Source organism: Flavobacterium sp. BFFFF1, from assembly GCF_002256285.1.
GTDB lineage: Bacteria > Bacteroidota > Bacteroidia > Flavobacteriales > Flavobacteriaceae > Flavobacterium.
Window position 1 is genome coordinate 53,802 of record NZ_NKJE01000011.1, and the last position, 21,880, is coordinate 75,681.

Here is a 21,880-nt window from a genome sequence, read left to right on the forward strand (position 1 = left end):
TTCCCCTTGGCTTTAAAGGTAGCCATACTGCGGCGTAAGCCATCCGCTTCGGCAGGTGTAAAACCGGCGGCAACAATAGCAATTTCCATAGCCTGTTCCTGAAAAAGGGGTACTCCGAGGGTACGGCTCAAAATATCTTCCAACTCTTCAGAAGGGTACTCTATTTTGTCCTGTCCGTTACGCCTTCTCAGGTACGGATGAACCATATCGCCCTGAATAGGCCCTGGACGCACAATAGCCACTTCAATAATAAGGTCATAAAAACATTTCGGTTTAAGCCGGGGAAGCATCGACATCTGGGCGCGGCTTTCAATCTGGAATACGCCAAGGGTATCGGCATGTTGGATCATGTCATATACCGCAGGATCGTCCTCTTTATTAATCCCTGCCAAAGTAAGTTCAACCCCATAATGTTGCCTGCATAAATCGAATGCTTTCCTGATACAGGTTAACATGCCGAGTGCCAATACATCCACCTTAAGAAAACCAAGCGCCTCAATATCATCCTTATTCCACTCAATATTGGTTCGATCTTCCATACGGGCATTCAGGATGGGGCACAAATCGGAAAGCCTGTCCTGCGTAATAATAAAACCGCCCGTGTGCTGCCCCAGTTGGCGTGGAAAACCTAAGTATTCATTTGTAAGCGTGAGCACTTTTGCCAAATGCGGATCAGCAAGGTTAAATCCTTCGGAAGTAATACGCTCACCATCAAGCCCGTCACGAAATTCCCATACAGAAGCGGAAAGACGGTTAATGGTATCAACGGACATTCCCATCGCTTTGGCGACATCACGGATGGCTCCTTTATAATGCACCTGCGTTACGGTAGCAACAATGGCGGCACGGTCACGGCCATACTTTTCGTAAATGTATTGTATCACTTCCTCTCGTCGTTCATGTTCAAAGTCGACATCGATATCCGGCGGCTCATCGCGCGCATCCGACATAAAACGCGCAAAAAGCAATTTAAATTTAGACGGGTCAACCGATGTAATCCCAAGACAATAACAAACCACTGAATTTGCTGCCGATCCCCGTCCCTGGCATAAAATACCACGGCTTCGGGCAAATCGGACGAAATCATGCACAGTCAAAAAGTAAGCTGCATAATTTTTCCGCTCCATGAACTCAAGTTCATATTGGATCGCTGCGGCAATTTTTTCAGGGATTTGATCTCCGAATTGTTCCCTGGCACCCTCCCATGTCAGCTTGAAAAGTTCTTCGTAAGGCGTCCTGCCTTCTGATGTGATCTCTTCAGGATAGATATACTTAAGCGTATCCAGTGAGAATTGGCAGGCATTGGCGATGTCACATGCGCCCGACAATGCCTCGGGAAATTGCTTAAACAGCCTTTGCATTTCATCCACCGGCTTGAGGTAACGTTCTGCATTTTGGTGCAAACGATAACCTGCCGTATAGATTGTACATTTTTCGCGAATGCAGGTCAGCACATCCTGCAACTGCCGGCGTTCCGGAATGTGATAATACACCTCATTGGTCGCTGCGAGCGGTATCCCGAGCGATACGGAAAGTTGGCCTAAGCGGTGCATACGCTTGTTGTCATTTGCCTGATACGAACGGGTAATGCCCAGATAAAGCGCATCATCCATAATGTCATGATATTCTTTGAGTGACGATTTGAATTCCTCATCAAAATCAAATTGTTCATTAAGTGAAAAGGGCGCAACAACAATGAACTTCATTCCTTCCACAGCAGAGAATACATCTGCCTTATAAAGATCGCATTGGCCTTTTTCAGCCCTGAGATTCCCTATAGAAAGCAATCCTGATAAACGGGCATAGGCTTCCTTATCCGTGGGGTAAGCGAGTAAAGGAGGACCATCGATTAAATCAAGCCGGCACCCGATAATGAGGCGTATTCCTGCCTTTTTTGCCGCGACATGGGCACGGACTACACCGGCCAGCGTATTATGATCTGCAATGGCTATTTGCCCATATCCCAGTAACGCAGCCTGTTCCACGATCTCATGGGGATGCGAGCCGCCGCGCAGAAAACTGAAATTAGTGGTGACTTGTAATTCTGTATACATTATGCAAAAAAACCGTGAATAAACCATTTGGGCATATCGGCATCATAAGGACCAGCCCTGAACAGCCAATATCGCGCACCAAGGTTATCTTCAACACAATAATAATCCCTATAAAGCCCCTCTGCCAGCCACCATTCCTGCTCAATTCGTTCAGGACCATCGGATTTGGCTACCGTATATACTACTCCTTTATAACGGAACAACAATGGCGGGTAATCCGGTAAGGTCGCTGTAACCTCAATTCTTTCCGGATGGTGCAATAAATGGATGGGGCGGGGCCAATCTGTCCTCCATACGTTTGCAGGCTTTTCCCATAATGGTATAGCCTGCTTTACAGACCTTTCCGGCAGATAATGGGCGTCGGGTATGTAGCGTTTAATAGCATTCTGGCCTGTTCTTGACGCGACACGATCCAGTAATTCCGCCACTTTGATGTTATTCTGACCCGAAACATTCCATATCGCACCCTGTTCTTCAGTAACTGTTTCTACCTTTTGTGCTTCCAGAATAAACAATTCAAATCCCAGCGCAGGCGCCATAGTAGCAATCTTGTGCTCAAAAAGCCGAAAGAGGTGTACTGGATTTTGCGAAGGATGTCCTGTTCCAATTTCGATTTGCTGAATATTATCATCAACACGGTACGCTTTAAAGACAGCCTGTCTTAAACCCATGCCTTCTGCATTAAATCGTCGGCAGAGTTTCTCCAATAATTGTTCCAAAGCGATTGCAATTCCTGTGGCACTGGCAATCAGTTCTGGCGTACATAGTCTTTCCTGATAAGGTTCTATAGGTTTTACCGGTAGGATCCATTCCATTTCATGTCCTAAAGCCTGGTCCAGCCGGAAAGCCAATGAAGGTCCGAAGCGCCGCCTTAAAGTGGTGCGCGGCATGTCCATAAAACTATCAATGCGCCACAGCCCTAACTTTTTTAACCGTTTTAAAATTTCCACATCCAAACGCAATGCCGCTGGAGAAAAGTGTCGCAAAACCTCACGCTGCCGGCCGGAATGTATCACCGTCAAAGGCGTTCCAAATCGGGCCGCGGCCCAGGCAGCACCAATAGTATCGGCAACAGCCAGTTGTATCGTATAACCATAGCCTGCTAATTTCATTCTAATACACTCCAGGTATTCGTTTTCTCCGCCCCAAAGATGTGCGCAGCCTGTGGTATCCAAAATTAGTCCATCAGGTAAATCAACAGCGGCAAAAGGCGTGTACCGGATACTCCATTCAGCCAACGCATACAACAACTTTTCCATCCTGCCGGGTTCGGTTTTAAGCACTTGTAATTCTGGAAGGATGGCCTTGCAATCTGCCAGTACCATTCCGGGATGAATCCCTTTTTGCGCCGCATGTTTGTTTGCCGCTTCAATAATCATGCGTCCGCGTTGTGAAGAGGCCATTACAAACGGCACTTCACTAAGGGCAGGCCTTTTACGGACAGCATACTCGGTGAGTAAATAAGGAAACCATATGGAAGCATACCTTGTCATTATCCAGCGTGGCGTTCAGGGTGCCATTGTATGGTGTCGCGAACATCAGATAATGACAGAAATGTTCCGTCAGACCAGCTTACCTGCCAGGAATCCGGCCTGCCATTTTTGACTTTAAGCAATTGTATGTCCCAGGAACACCTTCCCACCCCAGGCAGGCCGTCAATGGCTACACTGGCTAAAGGTGTTACTTTCCAACGTGTGGTACAGGCGACGGCGTTTTCCCGAAATGGCTGATATCGGTGTATAAACCCCGTGACTCCACTCCGCTCTACCGCAAGCTGAAGCCTTCGGGATTCTGTGAAACCAAGATTTTTTATTTCGCCGATGAGAATGGCAATCGCTTCGCATTTTAGTGTTTCTTCCATTACCCACAGCAGGTCCTTTGGTTTGGAGGTGTTAATAAAAATGATGCGGTCCGGCTCCAGTCCGAAATATTTCAACCCTGAAGGAAAAATTTCCCCATCACTTCCAATCCAAAGGCAAAGACCTTCATCTTTTATTAATTTTCCTGCCAGGGCTGATATGAAACCGCTTGTTGAAGCGCGGTGTGCCTGTTCATAACTCACAAATTCATGAATGGCACCCATCGGAAATATGTTGCCGGGAAAAGCACGCGTAAACGGAAAAAGGCCAGTTTCCGACAGTCCAGCCAATGGTTTTCCCAAACCCTGCATGGCATTGATCTTTGCCTGGAGTTGCTTTGCAATTTCTCTTTTTTCAATGTTGGGCAGCACTTTTTTAGAATTTATATTTATGTTGTTATATACCGCAAAATTACATACTTTTGTTGTTGTAACTTACAACATTAACAATGTCGCTTTTTTCAGATAACATCAGATACCTGCGTGAAGGCAGAAAAGAAACCCAGCATGAAATGGCAGAACGCCTGCAAATAAAGCGTGCCAGGTATGAGCCCTATGAAAGTGGAAAGGTGGAACCTCCTTATGATATATTGAAAAAGATTTCAAGCCATTTCGGTATTAGTATTGACCTGTTGTTGTCCATCGATATCCGGAAATATAAGATTGACGAATTATTAAAACTCGATGATAACCGCATTGTACTTCCTATAAAAGTGGACAGGAACGGCCGGAATCTCATCGAAATCATACCGTATAAAGCACGGGCCGGGTATCTAACTGGCTATGCTGATCCCGAATATATTGAAAGCCTGCAACAGATCTCGCTGCCTTTTCTGGGACCGGGAAAACACCGGGCCTTTCCTGTGGGCGGAGATTCCATGCCACCGCATACAGACAGTTCTTTTATTGTAGGCAGGTATGTTGAAAACCTGGGAGAGATTAAAAAAAACAAAACTTACATATTGATTACACTCAATGAAGGAATTACCTATAAAAGATTGAACGATAAAAGTGCGGAGTCTCTATTAGTCGAACCAGACAATGTCATTTACAATCCATATGAAATCAAACTGTCAGATATCCTTGAAATCTGGGAATATGTAGCACATATCGGTCGCAACGACAGTAAGCCGGAAGCTCTGAGTGGGGAAAGCGTAAATGGAATGTTTCTGGAATTAAAAAAAGAAATTATTGACCTAAAAAAAGGGATGGGAAAAGGATAAAAATACTTTATTATTTTACGTAAAACACTGTATTTCAAACAACAAATCCCTGGCTTTTCATAAAAATCGATATTTGGAAATTTTTAATTTATATCTTAAGATCATTTCCTTTCGCTTTTTTGTTTATATTTTTACTATTTTTGATTAAACAAATTGACAACATGAGCAATACCAAGAGTGCTTTTAACATTAAAGATCTTGAGCATATTTCAGGCATTAAAGCACACACCATCCGTATCTGGGAGAAGCGCTATAACATTCTTCAGCCTTCAAGAACCGAAACAAACATTCGCCTTTACAGTCTGGAAAGCCTTCAAAAGCTCCTGAATATTACGTTACTTCACAATCACGGATATAAAATTTCCAAGATTGCAACCTATCCTGAAGAAACAATTCCATCATTGGTAAAGGAGATTTTTTCGCCAAACAATTCAAAAAACCATGCCATCAACAGTTTTAAGGTGGCCATGTTACAATTTGACCGGCAACTCTTCCTGAAAACTTACGACAGCATGCTCGCCCAACGATCCTTCAGGGAAATTTTTAACAATGTCTTTATTCCATTGCTAAATGAAATTGGGGTATTATGGCAAACCCAGACCATAACACCGGCACATGAACATTTCATAAGCAGCCTCATCCGCCAGAAACTCATACTCAATATTGATAAAATTCAGTCTGAAACTTTAATTACCGGAGACAGGACGCTTATTTTTTATCTTCCCGCGAATGATAACCATGAAATGGGATTGCTGTACATGCATTATGAAGCCATCCTGAATGGTTATAAAACCGTGTATCTCGGCGCCGATGTTACCCTTGAAGACCTCAAAAATACATTAGCATTCCACAAAGACGCCACGTTTGTAACCTATTTTACGCTATTGCCCGAAGACCTTAGCATCGAAGAATATTTTTCAGCATTCAGCCGTGAAATACTCGAAGGCACCGGAGCAACATTATGGGCTTCAGGATGTAAAGTATTGTACACTTCTGACAAACAACCCGACTCAGGTATCTCCATTATCCACTCTTTTGCAGATTATATAAAAAGATTGTAATATTTCGAAACAATTGAATTTTGTTCATTGTTTTGAGTATATTTGTTAAACATTTATGAGGAAGAATATTGCCATTATCGGTTCAGGGTTTGCTTCTCTTTCTGCTGCCTGTTATCTCGCAAAAGAAGGCCACCATGTGACTGTCTACGAAAAAAATAAATCCATTGGTGGACGTGCAAGACAGCTAAAAAAAGAAGGCTTTACGTTTGATATGGGACCAAGTTGGTACTGGATGCCCGATATATTTGAGCGGTTCTTCAACGACTTTGGTAAAAAAACATCTGACTTTTACGAGCTCATAAAACTGTCACCTGCCTATACCGTTTATTTTGGTAAAAATAATAACATCCAAATAGCGGATAACCTCACACAAATTTGTGATACTTTCGAAAAGATCGAGGCCGGAAGCAGTAAAAAGCTCTCCGAATTTATCGGCAAAGCCAAAAACAACTACGCCATTGCCATGGCGGATTTAGTCTACCGCCCCGGAAATTCACCGCTGGAATTAATCACTTCAAAAACGGTACAAAATCTGGGACAGTTTTTTACCAACATCAGTGCTGATGTCAGGAAAAGTTTTAACGACCCCAGACTGGTCAGTATTTTAGAATTTCCGGTATTGTTTCTTGGCGCAAAGCCATCGGACACCCCCTCTTTTTACAGCTTCATGAACTATGCTGATTTTGGCATGGGTACATGGCATCCCAAAACTGGCATGTTCGATGTGGTCGATGCCATTTATACACTGGCCACAGGACTTGGCGTGAAATTTGAAACGGAAAGTCCCATAGAACGGATTCTCACACAGGATGGCCGCGCTACCGGAATTGTTATCCACGGCAAAACCATCATTGCAGACATCGTACTAAGTGGTGCTGACTACCACCATACAGAAACTTTGCTCGAGAAACCCTTCCGCCAATATTCTGAAAAATACTGGGAAAACCGGACATTTGCGCCATCAGCGTTGTTGTTTTACGTCGGACTGAATAAGAAAACTGAGAACATAACGCATCATGCTTTGTTTTTTGACACCGACTTCGAAAAGCATGCCCAGGAGATTTATGACACCCCTAAATGGCCTGAGGCCCCATTATTTTATGCAAACTTCCCCTCCAAAACAGATCCGTCTACCGCACCGGAAGGGATGGAAAGCGCCTTTTTCCTGATCCCAATCGCTCCAGGCATTGAAGACACACCCGAACTACGTGAAGAATACTTCAAAAAAATTATGAAAAGATTTCACGAAGTCACTGGGGAAGCAATTGAAGAAAACATTATTTTTAAAGAAAGTTATTGCGTAAATGATTTTGTAAACGACTATAATTCCTATAAAGGGAATGCTTACGGATTGGCAAACACCTTATTCCAGACTGCATTCTTAAGGCCGAAACTGAAAAGCAGAAAAATCCGTAACTTATATTTTACGGGCCAATTGACCGTGCCGGGTCCAGGTGTTCCGCCTGCGTTAATTTCAGGAAAGCTGGCCGCAGACCTGATACGGAACGATATAAAAAAGTAACCAGTAATGAAATCAATTTTTGACACCATATCGTTCAATTGCAGTAGGGATGTAACGAAAGCTTACAGCACGTCATTCTCCTCTGCTGTGCGGATGCTCGCACCATCAATAAGACAGGATATATACAATATATACGGATTTGTCCGTTTTGCCGATGAAATCGTTGACAGCTTTCACGATTTCAACAAATCGGAGCTTTTAGACCGGTTTGAAACAGATTTAAAGGCATCAATAAAAGACAAAATCAGCCTGAATCCGATATTAAATGCATTCCAGCATACGGTGCATAAATACAGTATACCCAGCCAGCTAATTGATTCTTTTATGAAAAGTATGCGGCTTGATTTGTTTAAGACCACATATGAAACAAAAGAAGATTATGAGCAATACATTTATGGGTCGGCCGACGTCGTGGGATTGATGTGTTTAAAAGTCTTTGTAAATGGGGATGCGCAAAAATACAACGCATTGGAACATTCGGCAATGAAGTTGGGTTCTGCCTTCCAAAAAGTAAATTTCCTGAGGGATCTTAAAACGGATCATGAAATACTGAACCGTACCTACTTCCCAGACACCGACTTAAACAACCTGAATGAAGACGCGAAGCAAAAAATTATTTCGGAAATAGAAGCTGATTTTAAAGTGGGATACGAAGGAATTTCCGCACTGCCTTTGGAGGCAAAATTTGGGGTTTATACTGCCTACGTTTATTACAGGAGCCTGCTTTCAAAATTGAAAAAAATCCCTTCCACTGAAATTAAAAATAAACGAATCCGTGTTCCGGATTATCAAAAATACGGTCTGTTTGCGAAGTGTTACTTAACTTATCGATTAAATTTTATTTAATATGTGGTTGTATATATTTGTTTTCCTGGTGACGTTTTTCTTCATGGAATTTATGGCATGGTTCAGCCATAAGTATATCATGCATGGCTTCTTATGGACATTGCATGCGGACCATCATAGGAAGGACCATGATTCCTGGTTCGAGCGCAATGACGCTTTTTTCATATTCTACGCCGCCGTAAGCATTGGGTTTTTCCTGCTTTGGCAAAATAATATCTTAGATATTGGACTCGCCATCGGGTTGGGCATTTTCGCTTATGGATTGACGTACTTTATCGTACACGATATTTTCATACACCAACGGTTCAAGTTATTCCGAAACGCAAACAATCCATACGCAAAGGCGGTACGACGGGCCCACAAAATGCATCACAAGCACATTGGAAAAGAACACGGTGAGTGTTTTGGAATGCTAATCGTGCCTTTTAAATACTTCAAAAAATAAGCACCTAAATAGGTGCTTATTTTTTTTCAGCCATTCTGATATACTGCTATCCTTTCATCAGGTTTTTTAACGGCTCAAGTTGTTTGGTATCTATATTTGACTTCCGGAGCAGCGAAAGGATGGTCATTACTCCGGTAGGATTCATGTTCTTTCCCAAAACCCTGGCGACAGCGATTCCATTTCCCTTTTTTGCCGCATAAATCACAAATTCATCAATATGTTCATCATCTTTGCCGATGTAACTTATCGATGCCCCGTCTTTTCCTGAACCTACTTTCATCAGCAGCTCGTACTTTTTATCCTTTAATATACTTTTCAGCGCTTTACTCTCGACATCAAATGATTTACCCGCAGTACTGTCTGCCCTAAAAACAAGCAGATTTACTTTATCAAATGATTTAAGGGCGCTTTTTTCATCGCGATTGAGCTTCGATCCTTCGAGTTTAAATATTTCCGGAGACAGGTCAAGCACCGTAAAATTTTGCTGCTCTGACTTCTTAACAAAGTACTTCTGCAGCGACGGTTCAGCATTACAGCCCAATAGTAGCAGGCTGTAACTTAAGAGGAGCAAAAACCGCCTCATTATTTTCTTCCTTTCGTGCCTTTTGACAACACGTCGCCTCCTGGCAAATTCATCTTATCCGTCAAAATTGAAATTTCATTAAGATCAAAATCGCCGGTAAGTGACATTAATACGGTATCGTCTTTACCAGAACCCTCAATAAACATGAGCAATTCCCGTACCTGACTTTCCTTTGCGCCTGATTTGATCATGATCCTGATATTTTTTCCTTTATCATTAACACGCATCAGCTCTTCCAACCCGGAAGTCTTAATGTATTTTTCGGCTGCCGACTTGAGTTCGGCTGTAGTCTTGTCATTGGTTGTGGTAAACACCCTAAGGTTGTCCAACTTCTGTATCAGGTTCAGATACTGTTGCGTTTCTTTGTCCTTACTGTCCACTTTTCCCATCATCTGGAACATTTTCTTATTCACAATAACTGCAGTGATATCATCACGACCGTCAAATTTGTCAAAAGCGCTCTGGCCAAAGAACAACATAGGCATAATAAGCGCAGCACAAAGGATTAATTTTTTTAGTGTTTTCATGATTACTTTTTATTCTTTAATTAATGTTGATTTTCCTGTTTTAAGCGCAACAGGCAACGCTGTTGGTTAATTGAACACGATATTTTTGGTGCTTTCGTAAGTTTGCAGGTATTGCATACTCTCTACACCGGTGTTTACATGGACAGACAGCAATGCCAATGCCTTTTTAGTTTCCTGGAAAGCTTTTTGCGGATTGTCGTATGTGCCTAGATCTGTCGGCTGCTTCGCGATTGAAAAGTTCAGGTATCCAAAGCTGCCTATGCAAAGGAAAACCACCGCAGCCACAGCGATAGAAAGCCAAGGGTTTTGTTTCTTATGGAGTTCAACAACGGCAGTTGACACGATACTTTTTTCAACTTCAAAAAAACCGAAAACAGGTTTGTACATTTCAAATTCCGGAGCCACATCTGCCGAAGCGAAATGTACACGTAGATAATTTTCTTCTGCAATTGTTGTCTCTCCTTCAAAATATTTATCCAGCAAAATTTTTATATCAGGCTTCTCCATAATGATACGATTTAATCATGTTCTCTTTAATAATGTTTCGTGCTCTGGCTAAAGTAACCCTAACGGTCACTTCCGTCATTTCCAGAATTTCAGCAATCGTCCCCAATTCATATTGTTCCACATCGCGCATCTGGAGTACCAGTTTTTGCTTTTCGCTAAGTTGAGTGGCAACGATTCTTCCTACAAATTTCATCTTATCCTCGCCGTCGTTATCCTTTTGGTAAACTGGTGTCTGATGGGCAAAATCGTCATAAACGATAGTAAAATAGGGCGATTTTCGGGACCTCAAGTGATCGAGACAATAATTTTTTGTTACTGTCATCGAAAGCGCTTCTATGCTTTTGTAAGCGGTCAGCCGATCCCTCATCGCCCAAAGCTTCAGCATAACCTCCTGTAACGCATCCTCGGATTCTTCATGACTCTCAAGCATGCGCTTCGCGAGCCTGAAAACCTTATCCCGAATAGGATTCGTAAGTGTTATAAATTCGTTTGGGTTCATCAATTTTATTATCGGCTTCAGAGTCAAGACGATTTCGGGCGTTTTTTGTTACAAAGAATTGAAAATAATATTAAAGTTATTAAATTTACGTTTACTTAATAAGTACCCTTGCTATGAAAAAAACTTATCAATACCTGTTTTTACTGTCCATAGGTCTATTTGCTTTCCAATCATGTGAAGACATGGACGACACCGTCCACGTATCTTCCGGACTTGAAGTGGAAAGCTTTATCTACCGAGGCCTTAACCTTTATTACCTGTGGAAAGATGATGTTCCCGATCTCGCTGATGATCGTTTTGCAAGTACGGAAGAAAAGGATGCTTTCCTTGACACGGCTGCATCACCGGAAGCCTTGTTCCAGGATTTACTTTACAAGCCTGTAAGTAAATTCCCCACTGATCCAATAGACCGCTTCAGCGTCATGGTTAGCGACTACACCGTTCTTGAAAATCTTTTTGCAGGTGTTACCAAAAACAACGGCGTGGACTACGGATTGAAGCGAAAAACAGGTACCAATGAAGCTTTTGGCTGGGTGCGCTACATTATCCCTGGTTCCGATGCGGCTGCAAAGGACATCCGGCGCGGCGATATATTTTATGCCGTCAATGGTGTTCCGCTGTTTTACAATAGCCAGACAGACAATAATCTGGCGTTGCTGAATGCTGAAAATTACACCTTAAGCCTCGCAGATTATAACGGTGGAGCCATTACGCCAAATGGGCGGTCGGTGTCACTTACGAAAACAGAACTTACCGAAAATCCCGTTTACGACGCCCGTGTCATTGCAGCAGGGACCCACAAAATCGCTTATCTTTCGTATAACGGCTTTACAGCAAATTTTGATGAACAGTTAAATACTGCATTTGGACAGTTTAAGGCACAAGGCGCTACCGATTTGGTGTTAGACCTTCGTTATAATTCGGGAGGATCCGTAAGAACCGCAACAAGGCTTGCGAGTATGATTACAGGCCAGTTTAACGGCCAACTATTCGCAAAGCAACAGTGGAATGCACAAGTACAAGCGGCCTACGAAGATCAAAATCCACAGGCCTTAGTCAATAATTTCACAAATAGTATTGGCAGTGCTGGTATCAATAGCCTGAACCTCTCGAAGGTTTATATTTTAACCACCATCGGCACGGCATCAGCAAGCGAATTGGTAATTAATGGACTAAAACCCTACATAGAAGTAGTCCAGATTGGCGACAAAACGACTGGAAAAAATGTCGGCTCCATTACTTTGTATGATTCCCCTGCGTTAGTAAATAAAGACAATATCTCTACTAAACACAAATATGCAATGCAGCCGCTGGTTTTCAAAACGACCAATGCAGATGGTTTTGGAGATTATGGTGCTGGTCTTGCACCTAACGTTCCGCTGATGGAAGACTTAAATAATCTTGGGCAACTCGGCGATGTAAACGAACCGCTCCTGAGTACGGCCATCGGGCTGATTACAGCCAGCGGTAGGATGATTCACCAGAATCCGGAAAACGCTAACCGGGACCTCAAGGATTCGAAATCAATGCGGCGTTTTGGGACCGACATGTACCTGGAAAATATCCCAACCGGAATAATCCGGAAATAAAAAAAAGGCTTTCATCGCGAAAGCCTTTTTTTTTATTCAGTTACAGAAACTAGTTGAAATAAAAACCATTGGGAATCAGTCCAACCGTATATTGATTCTCGAGCGTTCCTGTCAGCGAGTAGATCAGTGCTTTCCCATCAGACGCATAATCCTTAGCATCAGAAATATAAATCCTGTCATTCTCTACCGCAAATCCATATAATGTCAGCGCGTCTGCAGTAAACAATGGTGCATCGCTGATTGTTGCTGCCGATAATGGCGCAGCATATACCGCTGAGTTCACCGTGAAGTATAATTTACCATTTTCAATATCAAGGTTTTGAGCATTCACCATACTGCTGGCCAGATTGATTGTTCCCACAATTTGGTTTGTTGTCAGATCGATTTTTACTACCGTACTCGGGTCAGTATAATTTGAGCAAAGTACATACAGTATACCGTCACTTTCAGCAAGTGATGTCGGCGAAAGCGTTGTCTCCAGCGTTTGCAGGATGGCACCATTGGCCGCGTTCATCACGGTTACAGAATGCCCTTCCCCGTAGTTTCCATTACCAACATACAGTTTGCCGTTTTGCGAGAAAATCCTATCAGCGATAGCATTTACCGGAAAAGTACTTTCAATTTCATGAGTATTGGTATTGATTACCGTAATAAAATCGTCTGTAAGGCTTCCAAAGCTGGCCAGGTTGGTAACATATGCCTTACCGTCGGCGACCACGCCATAACGCGGAACGGATAGCCCGGTTTCAATCTTGTCAATGACCTTAAAAGTATAGCGGTTGACGATTGTTATTTTATTGGAACCATTTGAGATAATATAAGCCTCATCGCCATTGAAGAAAATCGACTGTACATACCCGCCGATACCATCTCCTGCATTCTCAGCGCCATAAACATCCTGTTGGATGGTCGTCCTATCGTTACCGATATACGTTATGGAACCTGCCGTACCGTTGCCTTCATTGACGACCAATACGCCATTTTCATAGGCGCCAAGAGGAGTTGAATTTCCAGTATCGTCACAGGAAGCCAATACGATTGAAACAGCGACTGCAGTAAAAAATAGTTTTGTGAATTTCATTGTTTAAAATTTAAGGGTTAGATGGATATAATAATTTCGTCCTGGCATGAACCTGCCTTCGACCGTTTGATATTGTTCATTCCAGAGGTTTTTCAGTCCGCCGCCGAGCGTATAGTGCTCTTTTTTTCCTAAATGACAAGCGAGGCCGGCATCAGTGACATTGTAATAAGGGACAATCTTTCCGGCACTGTTGTCACTCTGCGTGTACACTTTATCTGTAAAAATATGCTGCAGTGTGAAAGACCATCGCTTGAAATCATAAGCTAACGACGCAGTTCCTTTGTGAAACGGAACATAAATCAACTGCTTTCCGGTATCCGTATTTTCGGATTGATTGTAGGCATAGTTTACCCCAACATCAAAAAGATGAAAACCGATTTTCTTTCGCCACTGCAATCCCGCTTCTAGACCATATATTTCCACGCTGTTGGTGTTTTCAGGACGAAAAATACCATTGCTGGAAGGTGTCCATCGAATCATATCATGGATTTTAATATGATATCCTGTGATATTAACTGTTACGTCCTTAAATGCAATCTCATTACCCAATTCCTGTTGTAAAGACTGTTCGGGTTTAAGGTTTGCGTTGCCTAAACCTTCCCAATACAAGTCGTTAAATGTGGGGATCCGAAAGTTTTTAGAGAAATTGGCTTTTAACTTATGGTTTTTAGCTACTTCATATGCCACGCCGGCAGAAAAAAGCAAAGGGCTCTGATAATTGGAAGTGATTTCTTTCTTCAGCCCCAGTTCATAATTAAATCGTGCTGAAAGTTGTTGCCTAAACAACACTGCCCCTGATGCAATCTCTCGTTTTTCTGTAGATGTTGTAGAAATTCTTCCGCTATTCTGTACCAATTCTACAATGCTGTTAAGCGCCATATGGTTGGTGATATGGAAAGTAAAATCATACTTCCCTATCCATGTCTGGGCTTTCCCGAAGGTGTAGGAATCATTTTGAATATTCTCATAATATCGGTACTGCTCGGCCAGGAACGCAACCTTTGTTCGCGTAACGAAACGTCCGGCAAAGTGCTGCCATTCCAGGAGGTTCCAAACATTAAAATCCCTATATTTTGTTTTCGTATCCGATGGCGAAATCAGCGAAAAGTGCCTTTCCCCGTCGTAAACACGGCTGTAAAATTTCAGGTAATTGGCAATATCAATCCGATATCCAAGATTCACATTCAATCCGGTATTGTAGTATTCCCCATTTTCATTTTTAAGTCCGCCGTGCGGGTAACTGTAATCATTATCTGAACTATTGCGGGACAGGGTAACCTGTGAACTGAGTTTTTCAGTACCGTACTGAAACCGGTAATTTAACGACAGCGTTTGATAACTGCCATAACTGCTTTTGATTATATTCACCAATCGTTTACCGAATACGGCACTGTTGTTCAGGCTGATTGCACCGCCAATACCGCTGCTGCCGTACAAAATACTGCTTCCTCCTGCCCTAACGGAAACAGAATTAAACTCGGTACCCGAAATCGTATTAAAATCCGTCTGCCCGTTCAACTGCGAATTGACATTAATCCCGTTCCATATCACTGCGGTCTGCTGCGATGTTGTACCCCGGAAGGACGGCGAAGAAACCATGCCAAGGCCATTTTCCTTAAAATAAATTCCGGTCGTGTGGTTGAGCAATGCCGTTAAAGAAACCTGATTTTTCGCTATAACGGAATCGTTTAGTACCAATACGGATTGTGCTCCGCTGAAATGCTTTAACTGGCTGTCAGAAATCGTAACCTCATCCAGGGAAACGGACAATTCCTGCGCACAAACAATTTGGCACAAAAGCAAAAAACAGCATAAAAACGGTATCTTAAAAGTCATCATTCCAGCCTTTCTTCCCGAAGGCACGGTATTCGTTAAGAAAAAAGGCAGGTCTCCTGGCTTGCGTCCTGGTGTGTGCCTTCCCGTTTTCACAGTGGCGGTGTAGTCACATCAGGCTTGATAGCTTACAGTTGCGGGAACAGCTTAGGTTTTTAACCTAATTCCCTTTTAATGCGATGGCGGAACAGTGCCATCACAACCTTAATTCGCGGCAAAGATAGAACAATTCATAAATTATCTGTTTTTTATTTTTTAAATCGTAGCCGCTACATGCAAATTTGTAAAGCACTAAATCCGACGCTTTACACGAAGCCAAAAAGCAGATCAATAGCGGGCTGTTTTTTTTTGCCCATTGAAATCATAATCGTGTTACCTTTGGCTCTCGAAAACGAACATGCATGAAATCATTTGTCAAGGGTTGCTTAACCTTAACATTGCTGCTACTGATGGCCGGTTGCAACAACCAACGGCACCAAAATGCTATTCCTTCGGGACAGTCCAAAAACACAATCCGCTATGCGAAAGGCCTTGCCATTTATCAATATGATGGTTTTAGTGTCGTACGGGTATCAAATCCCTGGCCAAAAGCAACCAAAGCATACACCTATGTGCTGCACAGCAAAAACGCAACGATACCTGACAGCCTGAAACAATATTCCAAAATTCAGGTCCCCATCAAATCTATCGTCGTGACCTCGACAACCCATGTACCCTCCCTGGAAATCCTTGGAGTACAGAACACCCTTTCCGGATTCCCAAACCTTGATTACATATCTTCCCCAAAAATCCGTAAGCGTATCGAGGACGGAAAGATTAAGGAACTCGGTTCAAACCAAAACCTCAACACAGAAGTATTAATTGGTTTGGCTCCGGATGTCATCATCGGATACGGCATCGACAACAACAATCCCACGTTAGACAACCTGCAGCGAAGCGGACTTAAAGTCCTGCTGGATGGCGATTGGAATGAGCAGACTCCCTTGGGAAAAGCCGAATGGATCAAGCTGTTTGGCGCACTATACGGCCTGGATGCAAAAGCAAATCAGGTATTCTCCGTCATCGAAAACGATTATAATGCAACGACAAAATTGGTCCGCAAAGCCGCATTAAAACCCACCGTTTTAGCGGGCGCAGTCTATGAAAACCAATGGTACCTGCCCGAAGGCAACAGCTGGGGAGCGCAGTTCATTAAACAAGCGGGCGGAAATTACCTGTGGGGCAACTCACCCGGTACAGGAAGCTTGTCGCTGCCTTTTGAAATCGTGTATGAAAAAGGCCAGAAAGCGGACTACTGGATTGGGCCAGGACAGTTCATCTCCTTAAAGGAAATGGCGGCTGCGAATGGCAACTACACCGCATTTGACTCATATAAGAACCGCAGGATCTATTCTTTCAGCTCCAAAAAAGGAAAGACCGGCGGTGTCATCTTCTATGAACTAGCGCCAAACCGCCCGGACCTTGTTTTAAAAGACATGGTGAAAATCCTGCACCCGGAACTGCTGCCGGATTACACACTGTATTTCTTTGAACAACTGCAATAGTGCGAAATAAAAAGCGACATACTGCCCTATTCATCATGTTGGCCTTCGCCACCGCGTTGCTTTTCGTATTAAGCCTCAGCCTTGGCCCGTTGAAAATTCCAGTCAGCGAAGTATTCAATAGCCTGACCGGACAACATGCATCCAAAACCACCTGGGAATTTATCATCCTGAATTATCGCCTGCCAAAAGCCATCACTGCTGTCATTGCCGGGATTGGTCTATCTATAAGTGGGCTGTTGATGCAAACCTTATTCCGCAATCCCCTCGCAGGGCCTTATGTACTCGGACTAAGCTCCGGATCGAGCCTCGGTGTTGCGTTTGTGATTATGGGCGCGGGACTTCTCCCACCAGTTGCGGCGGGTTTCCTGATATCATCGTATGGCATAGTCCTCGCTTCCTGCCTGGGCAGTTTCGCGGTATTTGTCGCGCAAAAGCTCCGGGACACTACTTCAACATTGATTGTCGGCTTGATGTTCGGGAGCTTCAGCAGCGCCATCGTAGGCGTATTAACGTATTTCAGTACGGCAGAGCAACTGCAGAAATTCACCTTCTGGGCATTGGGAAATCTGGGAAATCTATCCTGGACGTCCATTGTGATATTGGCCATTGCGGTCACAGTAGGACTTATGCTGAGCATTTTGAGCATCAAACCCTTAAACACGATGCTGCTGGGCGAAAATTATGCACACAGCTTAGGGCTGGACCTCAGGAAATCACGCCTCGTGATTATTTTCGCCACTACCCTGCTCGCCGGCAGCATCACAGCGTTCGCAGGGCCCATCGCTTTCGTTGGCCTGGCCGTCCCCCACATTTCTAAATTGATTTTCCAGACCAGCGAGCATTGGATATTGTTCTGGAGTACCCTTTTTTTTGGTGCGATCATTATGCTCGTATGTGACATGCTCTGCCAGTTTCCCGGTACCGAATTGACGCTACCGATCAACGCCATCACATCTATAATCGGGGCCCCGGTCGTAATCTGGCTTTTGGTCCGAAAACAAAAATTCATGGCATGATGGAACAGCAGTCCCTTATTGTTACCGAAGACCTCTGCATTGGTTACACCAACAAAAAACAGCCCGTCGCGATCGCATCAGCGGTAAATATTACTTTGAATAAAGGGACGCTGACCGCGCTGGTTGGTGCCAATGGAATCGGAAAATCGACACTGCTCCGCACGCTGACAGGCATACAGCAGCCACTCTCAGGAAATATTACCTTAAGCGGAAGGCCCTTGACACAGTTTGAACCATTGGCATTGGCGAAGCAGATCAGCGTGGTCCTGACCGAAAAATTACCGCCGGGAAACCTGACGATTTATGAAATCATCGCCCTGGGACGACAGCCCTATACAAACTGGCTCGGAAAAATGTCACCGGAAGACCTGGATAAAGTAAATGAGGCCATCACGCTAACGGGCGTCCAGGAGCTGCTGTCGAAAAAACACTATGAAGCCAGCGACGGACAGCTCCAGAACGCAATGATTGCGCGTGCACTTGCCCAGGACACACCCATCATCATCCTTGATGAACCCACCACGCACCTAGACTTACCACACAAACTTAAATTATTTGCCTTATTAAAAAAACTGGCCGCCGATAAAGGAAAATGCGTACTTTTCTCGACACATGATATCGATCTGGCTGCAGAAATAAGCGATGAAATGATCGTGATGTCGGAAGGAAAAATAATTCAGGATTCCCCAAAAGCGCTAATCATAAATGGCACCCTAAACCGGATTTTTGCCGCCGACGGCATACGATTTGATCCGGATAAGGGCCGATTTACATTCGATTCGCTTTAAAAACCAAGCATAAAGTTTTATCTTTGAGAGAAAACGCCTCATGAAAAAACTATTCACCGCAGCCCTGATCTGCTTCTGCACCCTACTATTCGCACAGCCAAAAATGGAACTCACCGCCTCAGGTTTTTCATCGATGGAATTCCCAATGCCGGACGTACCACTTGAAAACCTTATCGAAACCGCAAAAGGCTGGGCTTCTAATTACAATAGAAATGGTTACGATGTCTACGATGAAAAGCCTAACATGCTGAAAATCGATGCCGTGAAAGAAAATGGTTTCTATTACATGAACCGCGGACAGAAATTCGTTTTTAAGATAAAATATACGCTCGCCATAGTATTTGAAGCCAAGGTCTACAAGTTGTCGTTTGCGGTAAAAGAGATTTACGGAAAAGACGACACAGCAGTCAAATCCGGGATTTCAGGATACTTCACTAACGAAGGCCAACTCAAGGAAGGTTTCGACGACGTGAAGCCCTCGCTGGAATATACTGCGGAACGCATTGTTGGAAGTTTTGTGGAGGCGATAAACAAGCAGTAACGATTCCAATGAAACCTATTAAAAACGGCTACAATTATAAAAAAATATGAATAGCTTTTTGAACCATCTGAATAGGGAAATTTTATACCAGCGAACCTTATATTCTGTGTATATTGTGATGAGCATTGTTACAGGTCTTTCCCATAACCTATATGGACTATCCATAAACGTTATCATTGCAAGAGAGTAGTTTCAACGCCATCTATCACATCAAAAACCAAGCTAAAATGATACAAGACACACACCAGCTTGCAAAACGTTTCCGTGAAGTAATTCTTGACGGGACCTGGGTGGCGAACACCAATTTTAAAGACCAATTGTATGGGATGAGCCTGGAAATGGCAACGGCAAAGGTAGGAAACCTGAACACCATCGCTGTTTTAGCACAGCATATCCACTATTACATCGCGGGATTGAATACCGTTTTTAGCCACGGTACACTGGGCATTAGTGATAAATACAGTTTTGATTTCCCGCCAATGGAATCGCAGCAGCAATGGGATAACTTTCTTGATAGACTCTGGAGCGACGCCGAAAAGTTTGCGTCAGCGGTTGAACAAATGCTGCCGGAAAAATTATCGGAGCCGTTTGTCTACGAGCAATATGGGAGCTACCTGCGCAATATTGATTGTATGATTGAGCACAGCTACTACCACCTGGGCCAGGTTGTAATCATCAAAAAGCTATTGCAAAAGGGCATCTAAAAGAGATTCCAGTTATGACTGTTTTCTTCCCTTTAACAGGTTGATGCTTACTGTTGCAAAATCAGTATCCGGAAAGCGGCGAAAAATTTCCGGATCCGGATACAGGCCCGCCTCAGAAGCGATCTTGTTGAACACGTCAATTTCTACAATGTACTGGTCTGAAAAACCATGTGTGGCGTCATAAGCGGTAGCGGCTGTCCTTCCTAAATTCGCTGCGGTGAGTTTTGGATCAATGGTGTGCAACTCGATCAATAACAAACCGAATTTACTAACATAGGGCGACCATTTCTGCAAATGTTCGTACAAATTGTCTTCTACAAGTGCGTTGCTGATTCGCCTTCCGCGGTGTGCAAAGGCACCTGTCGAACTGCTGATGCGGCCCTCGCTGATATGTTTCGGGTCTTCCCAAATGCGGTTATGATCAAGAAACGTACGCACGTTCAGCAAATCCTTTAAGTCAATAGCATAGTTTTCCATCAGGTCCTCCGCAAGGATATCAGGACGGCCAATATCACCCCAGATCACTTTTGCCCAGATGTCAGCTTTGATAAGGTTGGCACGCGTTACTTTCAGGGCGGCCTGGTTGTAATCGACACCCACCAGGAACAGCGGATGGTCATCAAGCATTTTACCACGCAGTGTCTGCCTGTCTATCACCTCAAAAATGTGCTGTAAAAACGCGCCATTTCCGCAACCCATATCCAGTATTCCCTTTGGCTGCTGCTCAATGGGCAGGTTAAAAAGGCGGATCAGGATTTCGTCCACCACCTTAAAATAGGTGTCATGGGCACCGCCGCTTCCCCAGACATTCATCTCGCGGTCCACGTGGATTTCTTCACTGCCGTCCGGCTGCATCCTCAAGATGGACGGATTGCCAAACATCAGTGATTCGATTTTGGCAAACGTCGGCAGGTAGGATACCGTCACGCCATAAGCAGAAGCCCTTTTCGCAAAGAACAATCCGGAGTCGGTAAATTGATAGTTTCCTTTCTTCTCCATAAACCATCCGAGATGCACAAAAAAATCGAGTATTTTCCTGAATTCGTCAGGGGAACGGTGGTATTCTTCGGGGCGAAAAGATATCTCCATGAAATATTTATGAAACATCCCATTCATGCCCAAACGCACCAGTGTGGGGCCAACAAGATAGCCCTCGATATGTTTCAATACCTGCCGCTGAATCTCATTTTTAAGGGAATCGTCGGACATTTCCAGGCCATAGCCAGACTTAAACTTTTCAAATATCAAATCAAGCTTCCTGAAAGGCTCCTCCTCAAAAATCCTTGGATGGAAATCTGATGAAAAATGAAGCAATTCCACCACATCTTCGTAGAGATAAAACAGTCCAAATGCGGTTTCGCTCTTTTCGTTGGTCCGGAAAGAAATAACATCTGAAGCATTATCGACATCATAGTCAATAAATCCCTGCGAAGCCAGGACACGAAGACCTACATTGAGGTAACCCTCGTTGGCTTTAAACAGAGAAACCAGGTCAGAAAGAGTAGCTGTTTTGTGTTCAAGCAGGTAGTCAGTGATGCCTTTTTTCTGCAGTGCTACTGCAACGGGCGCGGTAGCAAGTCCGTCGAGGTGCTTGAAAATCGAGCTGCGGAGTTCGTTCTTTTCTATCATAACATATTGGCTGGATATCCCAAATATAAG

The 21,880-nt window shown here is 43.7% G+C and carries 21 protein-coding genes and 1 riboswitch; of the genes, 11 read left to right on the forward strand and 10 right to left on the reverse strand.

From position 1 onward, the window contains the following. The 3 genes from dnaE to CFE23_RS08690 form a co-directional block, all read right to left on the reverse strand. Positions 1–2,054 (reverse strand): DNA polymerase III subunit alpha (gene dnaE, locus CFE23_RS08680; RefSeq protein WP_291086781.1); only part of this gene is annotated, 2,054 nt, incomplete at its 3' end. Continuing rightward, on the reverse strand, positions 2,054–3,547 hold the full coding sequence (locus CFE23_RS08685; RefSeq protein WP_291086782.1) for a DNA polymerase Y family protein: 1,494 nt from the start codon (positions 3,545–3,547) through the stop codon (positions 2,054–2,056). The genes dnaE and CFE23_RS08685, both read right to left, overlap by 1 nt. After that, positions 3,547–4,284: a hypothetical protein gene (locus CFE23_RS08690; RefSeq protein WP_291086784.1), complete on the reverse strand. Its 738-nt coding sequence runs from the start codon at positions 4,282–4,284 to the stop codon at positions 3,547–3,549. Before CFE23_RS08690 ends, CFE23_RS08685 begins: the two co-directional genes overlap by 1 nt. A gap of 77 nt (positions 4,285–4,361) precedes the next feature. Here CFE23_RS08690 and CFE23_RS08695 point away from each other — a divergent pair, with 77 nt between their 5' ends. The 5 genes from CFE23_RS08695 to CFE23_RS08715 all read left to right on the forward strand — a co-directional run bounded on the left by CFE23_RS08695 (position 4,362) and on the right by CFE23_RS08715 (position 9,009). Next, entirely contained in the window at positions 4,362–5,135 is a 774-nt protein-coding gene (locus CFE23_RS08695) for a helix-turn-helix transcriptional regulator (protein ID WP_291086788.1), read from the forward strand. Positions 5,136–5,296: 161 nt separating this feature from the next. Beyond that, on the forward strand, positions 5,297–6,196 hold the full coding sequence (locus tag CFE23_RS08700) for a MerR family transcriptional regulator (protein WP_291086790.1): 900 nt from the start codon (positions 5,297–5,299) through the stop codon (positions 6,194–6,196). A gap of 55 nt (positions 6,197–6,251) precedes the next feature. Beyond that, on the forward strand, positions 6,252–7,718 hold the full coding sequence (locus CFE23_RS08705) for an oleate hydratase (protein WP_291086791.1): 1,467 nt from the start codon (positions 6,252–6,254) through the stop codon (positions 7,716–7,718). A 6-nt stretch (positions 7,719–7,724) separates the two neighbouring features. After that, positions 7,725–8,564 (forward strand): phytoene/squalene synthase family protein, encoded by an 840-nt coding sequence (locus CFE23_RS08710; protein WP_291086792.1) that lies wholly within the window; start codon positions 7,725–7,727, stop codon positions 8,562–8,564. 1 nt (position 8,565) lies between these two features. Then, a complete protein-coding gene (locus tag CFE23_RS08715) occupies positions 8,566–9,009 on the forward strand; it encodes a sterol desaturase family protein (RefSeq protein ID WP_291086794.1) in 444 nt (147 codons plus the stop codon). A gap of 46 nt (positions 9,010–9,055) precedes the next feature. Here CFE23_RS08715 and CFE23_RS08720 read toward each other — a convergent pair whose 3' ends face one another. The 4 genes from CFE23_RS08720 to CFE23_RS08735 all read right to left on the reverse strand — a co-directional run bounded on the left by CFE23_RS08720 (position 9,056) and on the right by CFE23_RS08735 (position 11,125). Next, positions 9,056–9,592 (reverse strand): DUF4252 domain-containing protein, encoded by a 537-nt coding sequence (locus CFE23_RS08720; RefSeq protein WP_291086796.1) that lies wholly within the window; start codon positions 9,590–9,592, stop codon positions 9,056–9,058. Then, positions 9,592–10,119, reverse strand: a complete 528-nt coding sequence (locus tag CFE23_RS08725; protein ID WP_291086798.1) for a DUF4252 domain-containing protein — start codon at positions 10,117–10,119, stop codon at positions 9,592–9,594. The genes CFE23_RS08720 and CFE23_RS08725 overlap by 1 nt, the downstream gene beginning before the upstream one ends. A 66-nt stretch (positions 10,120–10,185) precedes the next feature. Beyond that, a complete protein-coding gene (locus CFE23_RS08730; protein WP_291086800.1) occupies positions 10,186–10,626 on the reverse strand; it encodes a hypothetical protein in 441 nt (146 codons plus the stop codon). Continuing rightward, positions 10,613–11,125 (reverse strand): sigma-70 family RNA polymerase sigma factor, encoded by a 513-nt coding sequence (locus CFE23_RS08735; protein ID WP_291086802.1) that lies wholly within the window; start codon positions 11,123–11,125, stop codon positions 10,613–10,615. Before CFE23_RS08735 ends, CFE23_RS08730 begins: the two co-directional genes overlap by 14 nt. Positions 11,126–11,238: 113 nt before the next feature. Between CFE23_RS08735 and CFE23_RS08740 the strand changes: the two genes are divergently transcribed. Further along, complete coding sequence (locus CFE23_RS08740) at positions 11,239–12,714, forward strand: S41 family peptidase (protein WP_291086804.1); 1,476 nt, start codon at positions 11,239–11,241, stop codon at positions 12,712–12,714. 49 nt (positions 12,715–12,763) lie between these two features. On the opposite strand, the gene CFE23_RS08745 is transcribed toward CFE23_RS08740, so the two are convergent. Continuing rightward, entirely contained in the window at positions 12,764–13,795 is a 1,032-nt protein-coding gene (locus CFE23_RS08745; RefSeq protein ID WP_291086806.1) for a DUF5074 domain-containing protein, read from the reverse strand. Between the two features lie 3 nt (positions 13,796–13,798). Beyond that, positions 13,799–15,634 carry a TonB-dependent receptor gene (locus tag CFE23_RS08750; RefSeq protein ID WP_291086807.1) on the reverse strand — a complete coding sequence of 612 codons (1,836 nt, stop codon included), beginning with the start codon at positions 15,632–15,634 and terminating at the stop codon, positions 13,799–13,801. Positions 15,635–15,659: 25 nt separating this feature from the next. Beyond that, positions 15,660–15,850: riboswitch (cobalamin riboswitch) on the reverse strand. 179 nt (positions 15,851–16,029) lie between these two features. Here CFE23_RS08750 and CFE23_RS08755 point away from each other — a divergent pair. From CFE23_RS08755 to CFE23_RS08775, 5 genes are all read left to right on the forward strand, one after another. Then, entirely contained in the window at positions 16,030–17,172 is a 1,143-nt protein-coding gene (locus CFE23_RS08755; protein ID WP_291086809.1) for an ABC transporter substrate-binding protein, read from the forward strand. Beyond that, complete coding sequence (locus CFE23_RS08760) at positions 17,172–18,188, forward strand: iron ABC transporter permease (RefSeq protein ID WP_291086811.1); 1,017 nt, start codon at positions 17,172–17,174, stop codon at positions 18,186–18,188. The genes CFE23_RS08755 and CFE23_RS08760 overlap by 1 nt, the downstream gene beginning before the upstream one ends. Next, the gene (locus CFE23_RS08765; RefSeq protein WP_363331574.1) at positions 18,185–18,976 is read left to right on the forward strand and encodes an ABC transporter ATP-binding protein; all 792 of its coding nucleotides are present in this window, start codon (positions 18,185–18,187) and stop codon (positions 18,974–18,976) included. The genes CFE23_RS08760 and CFE23_RS08765 overlap by 4 nt, the downstream gene beginning before the upstream one ends. A gap of 40 nt (positions 18,977–19,016) precedes the next feature. Further along, positions 19,017–19,517, forward strand: coding sequence for a hypothetical protein (locus CFE23_RS08770; protein WP_291086813.1), 501 nt, complete (start codon positions 19,017–19,019; stop codon positions 19,515–19,517). Positions 19,518–19,744: 227 nt separating this feature from the next. Further along, positions 19,745–20,221: a DUF1572 domain-containing protein gene (locus tag CFE23_RS08775; protein ID WP_291086815.1), complete on the forward strand. Its 477-nt coding sequence runs from the start codon at positions 19,745–19,747 to the stop codon at positions 20,219–20,221. Positions 20,222–20,233: 12 nt separating this feature from the next. Here the strand turns inward: CFE23_RS08775 and CFE23_RS08780 are convergent, their stop codons facing one another. Beyond that, positions 20,234–21,850: a class I SAM-dependent methyltransferase gene (locus CFE23_RS08780; protein ID WP_291086817.1), complete on the reverse strand. Its 1,617-nt coding sequence runs from the start codon at positions 21,848–21,850 to the stop codon at positions 20,234–20,236. Between the last annotated feature and the right edge of the window lie 30 nt (positions 21,851–21,880).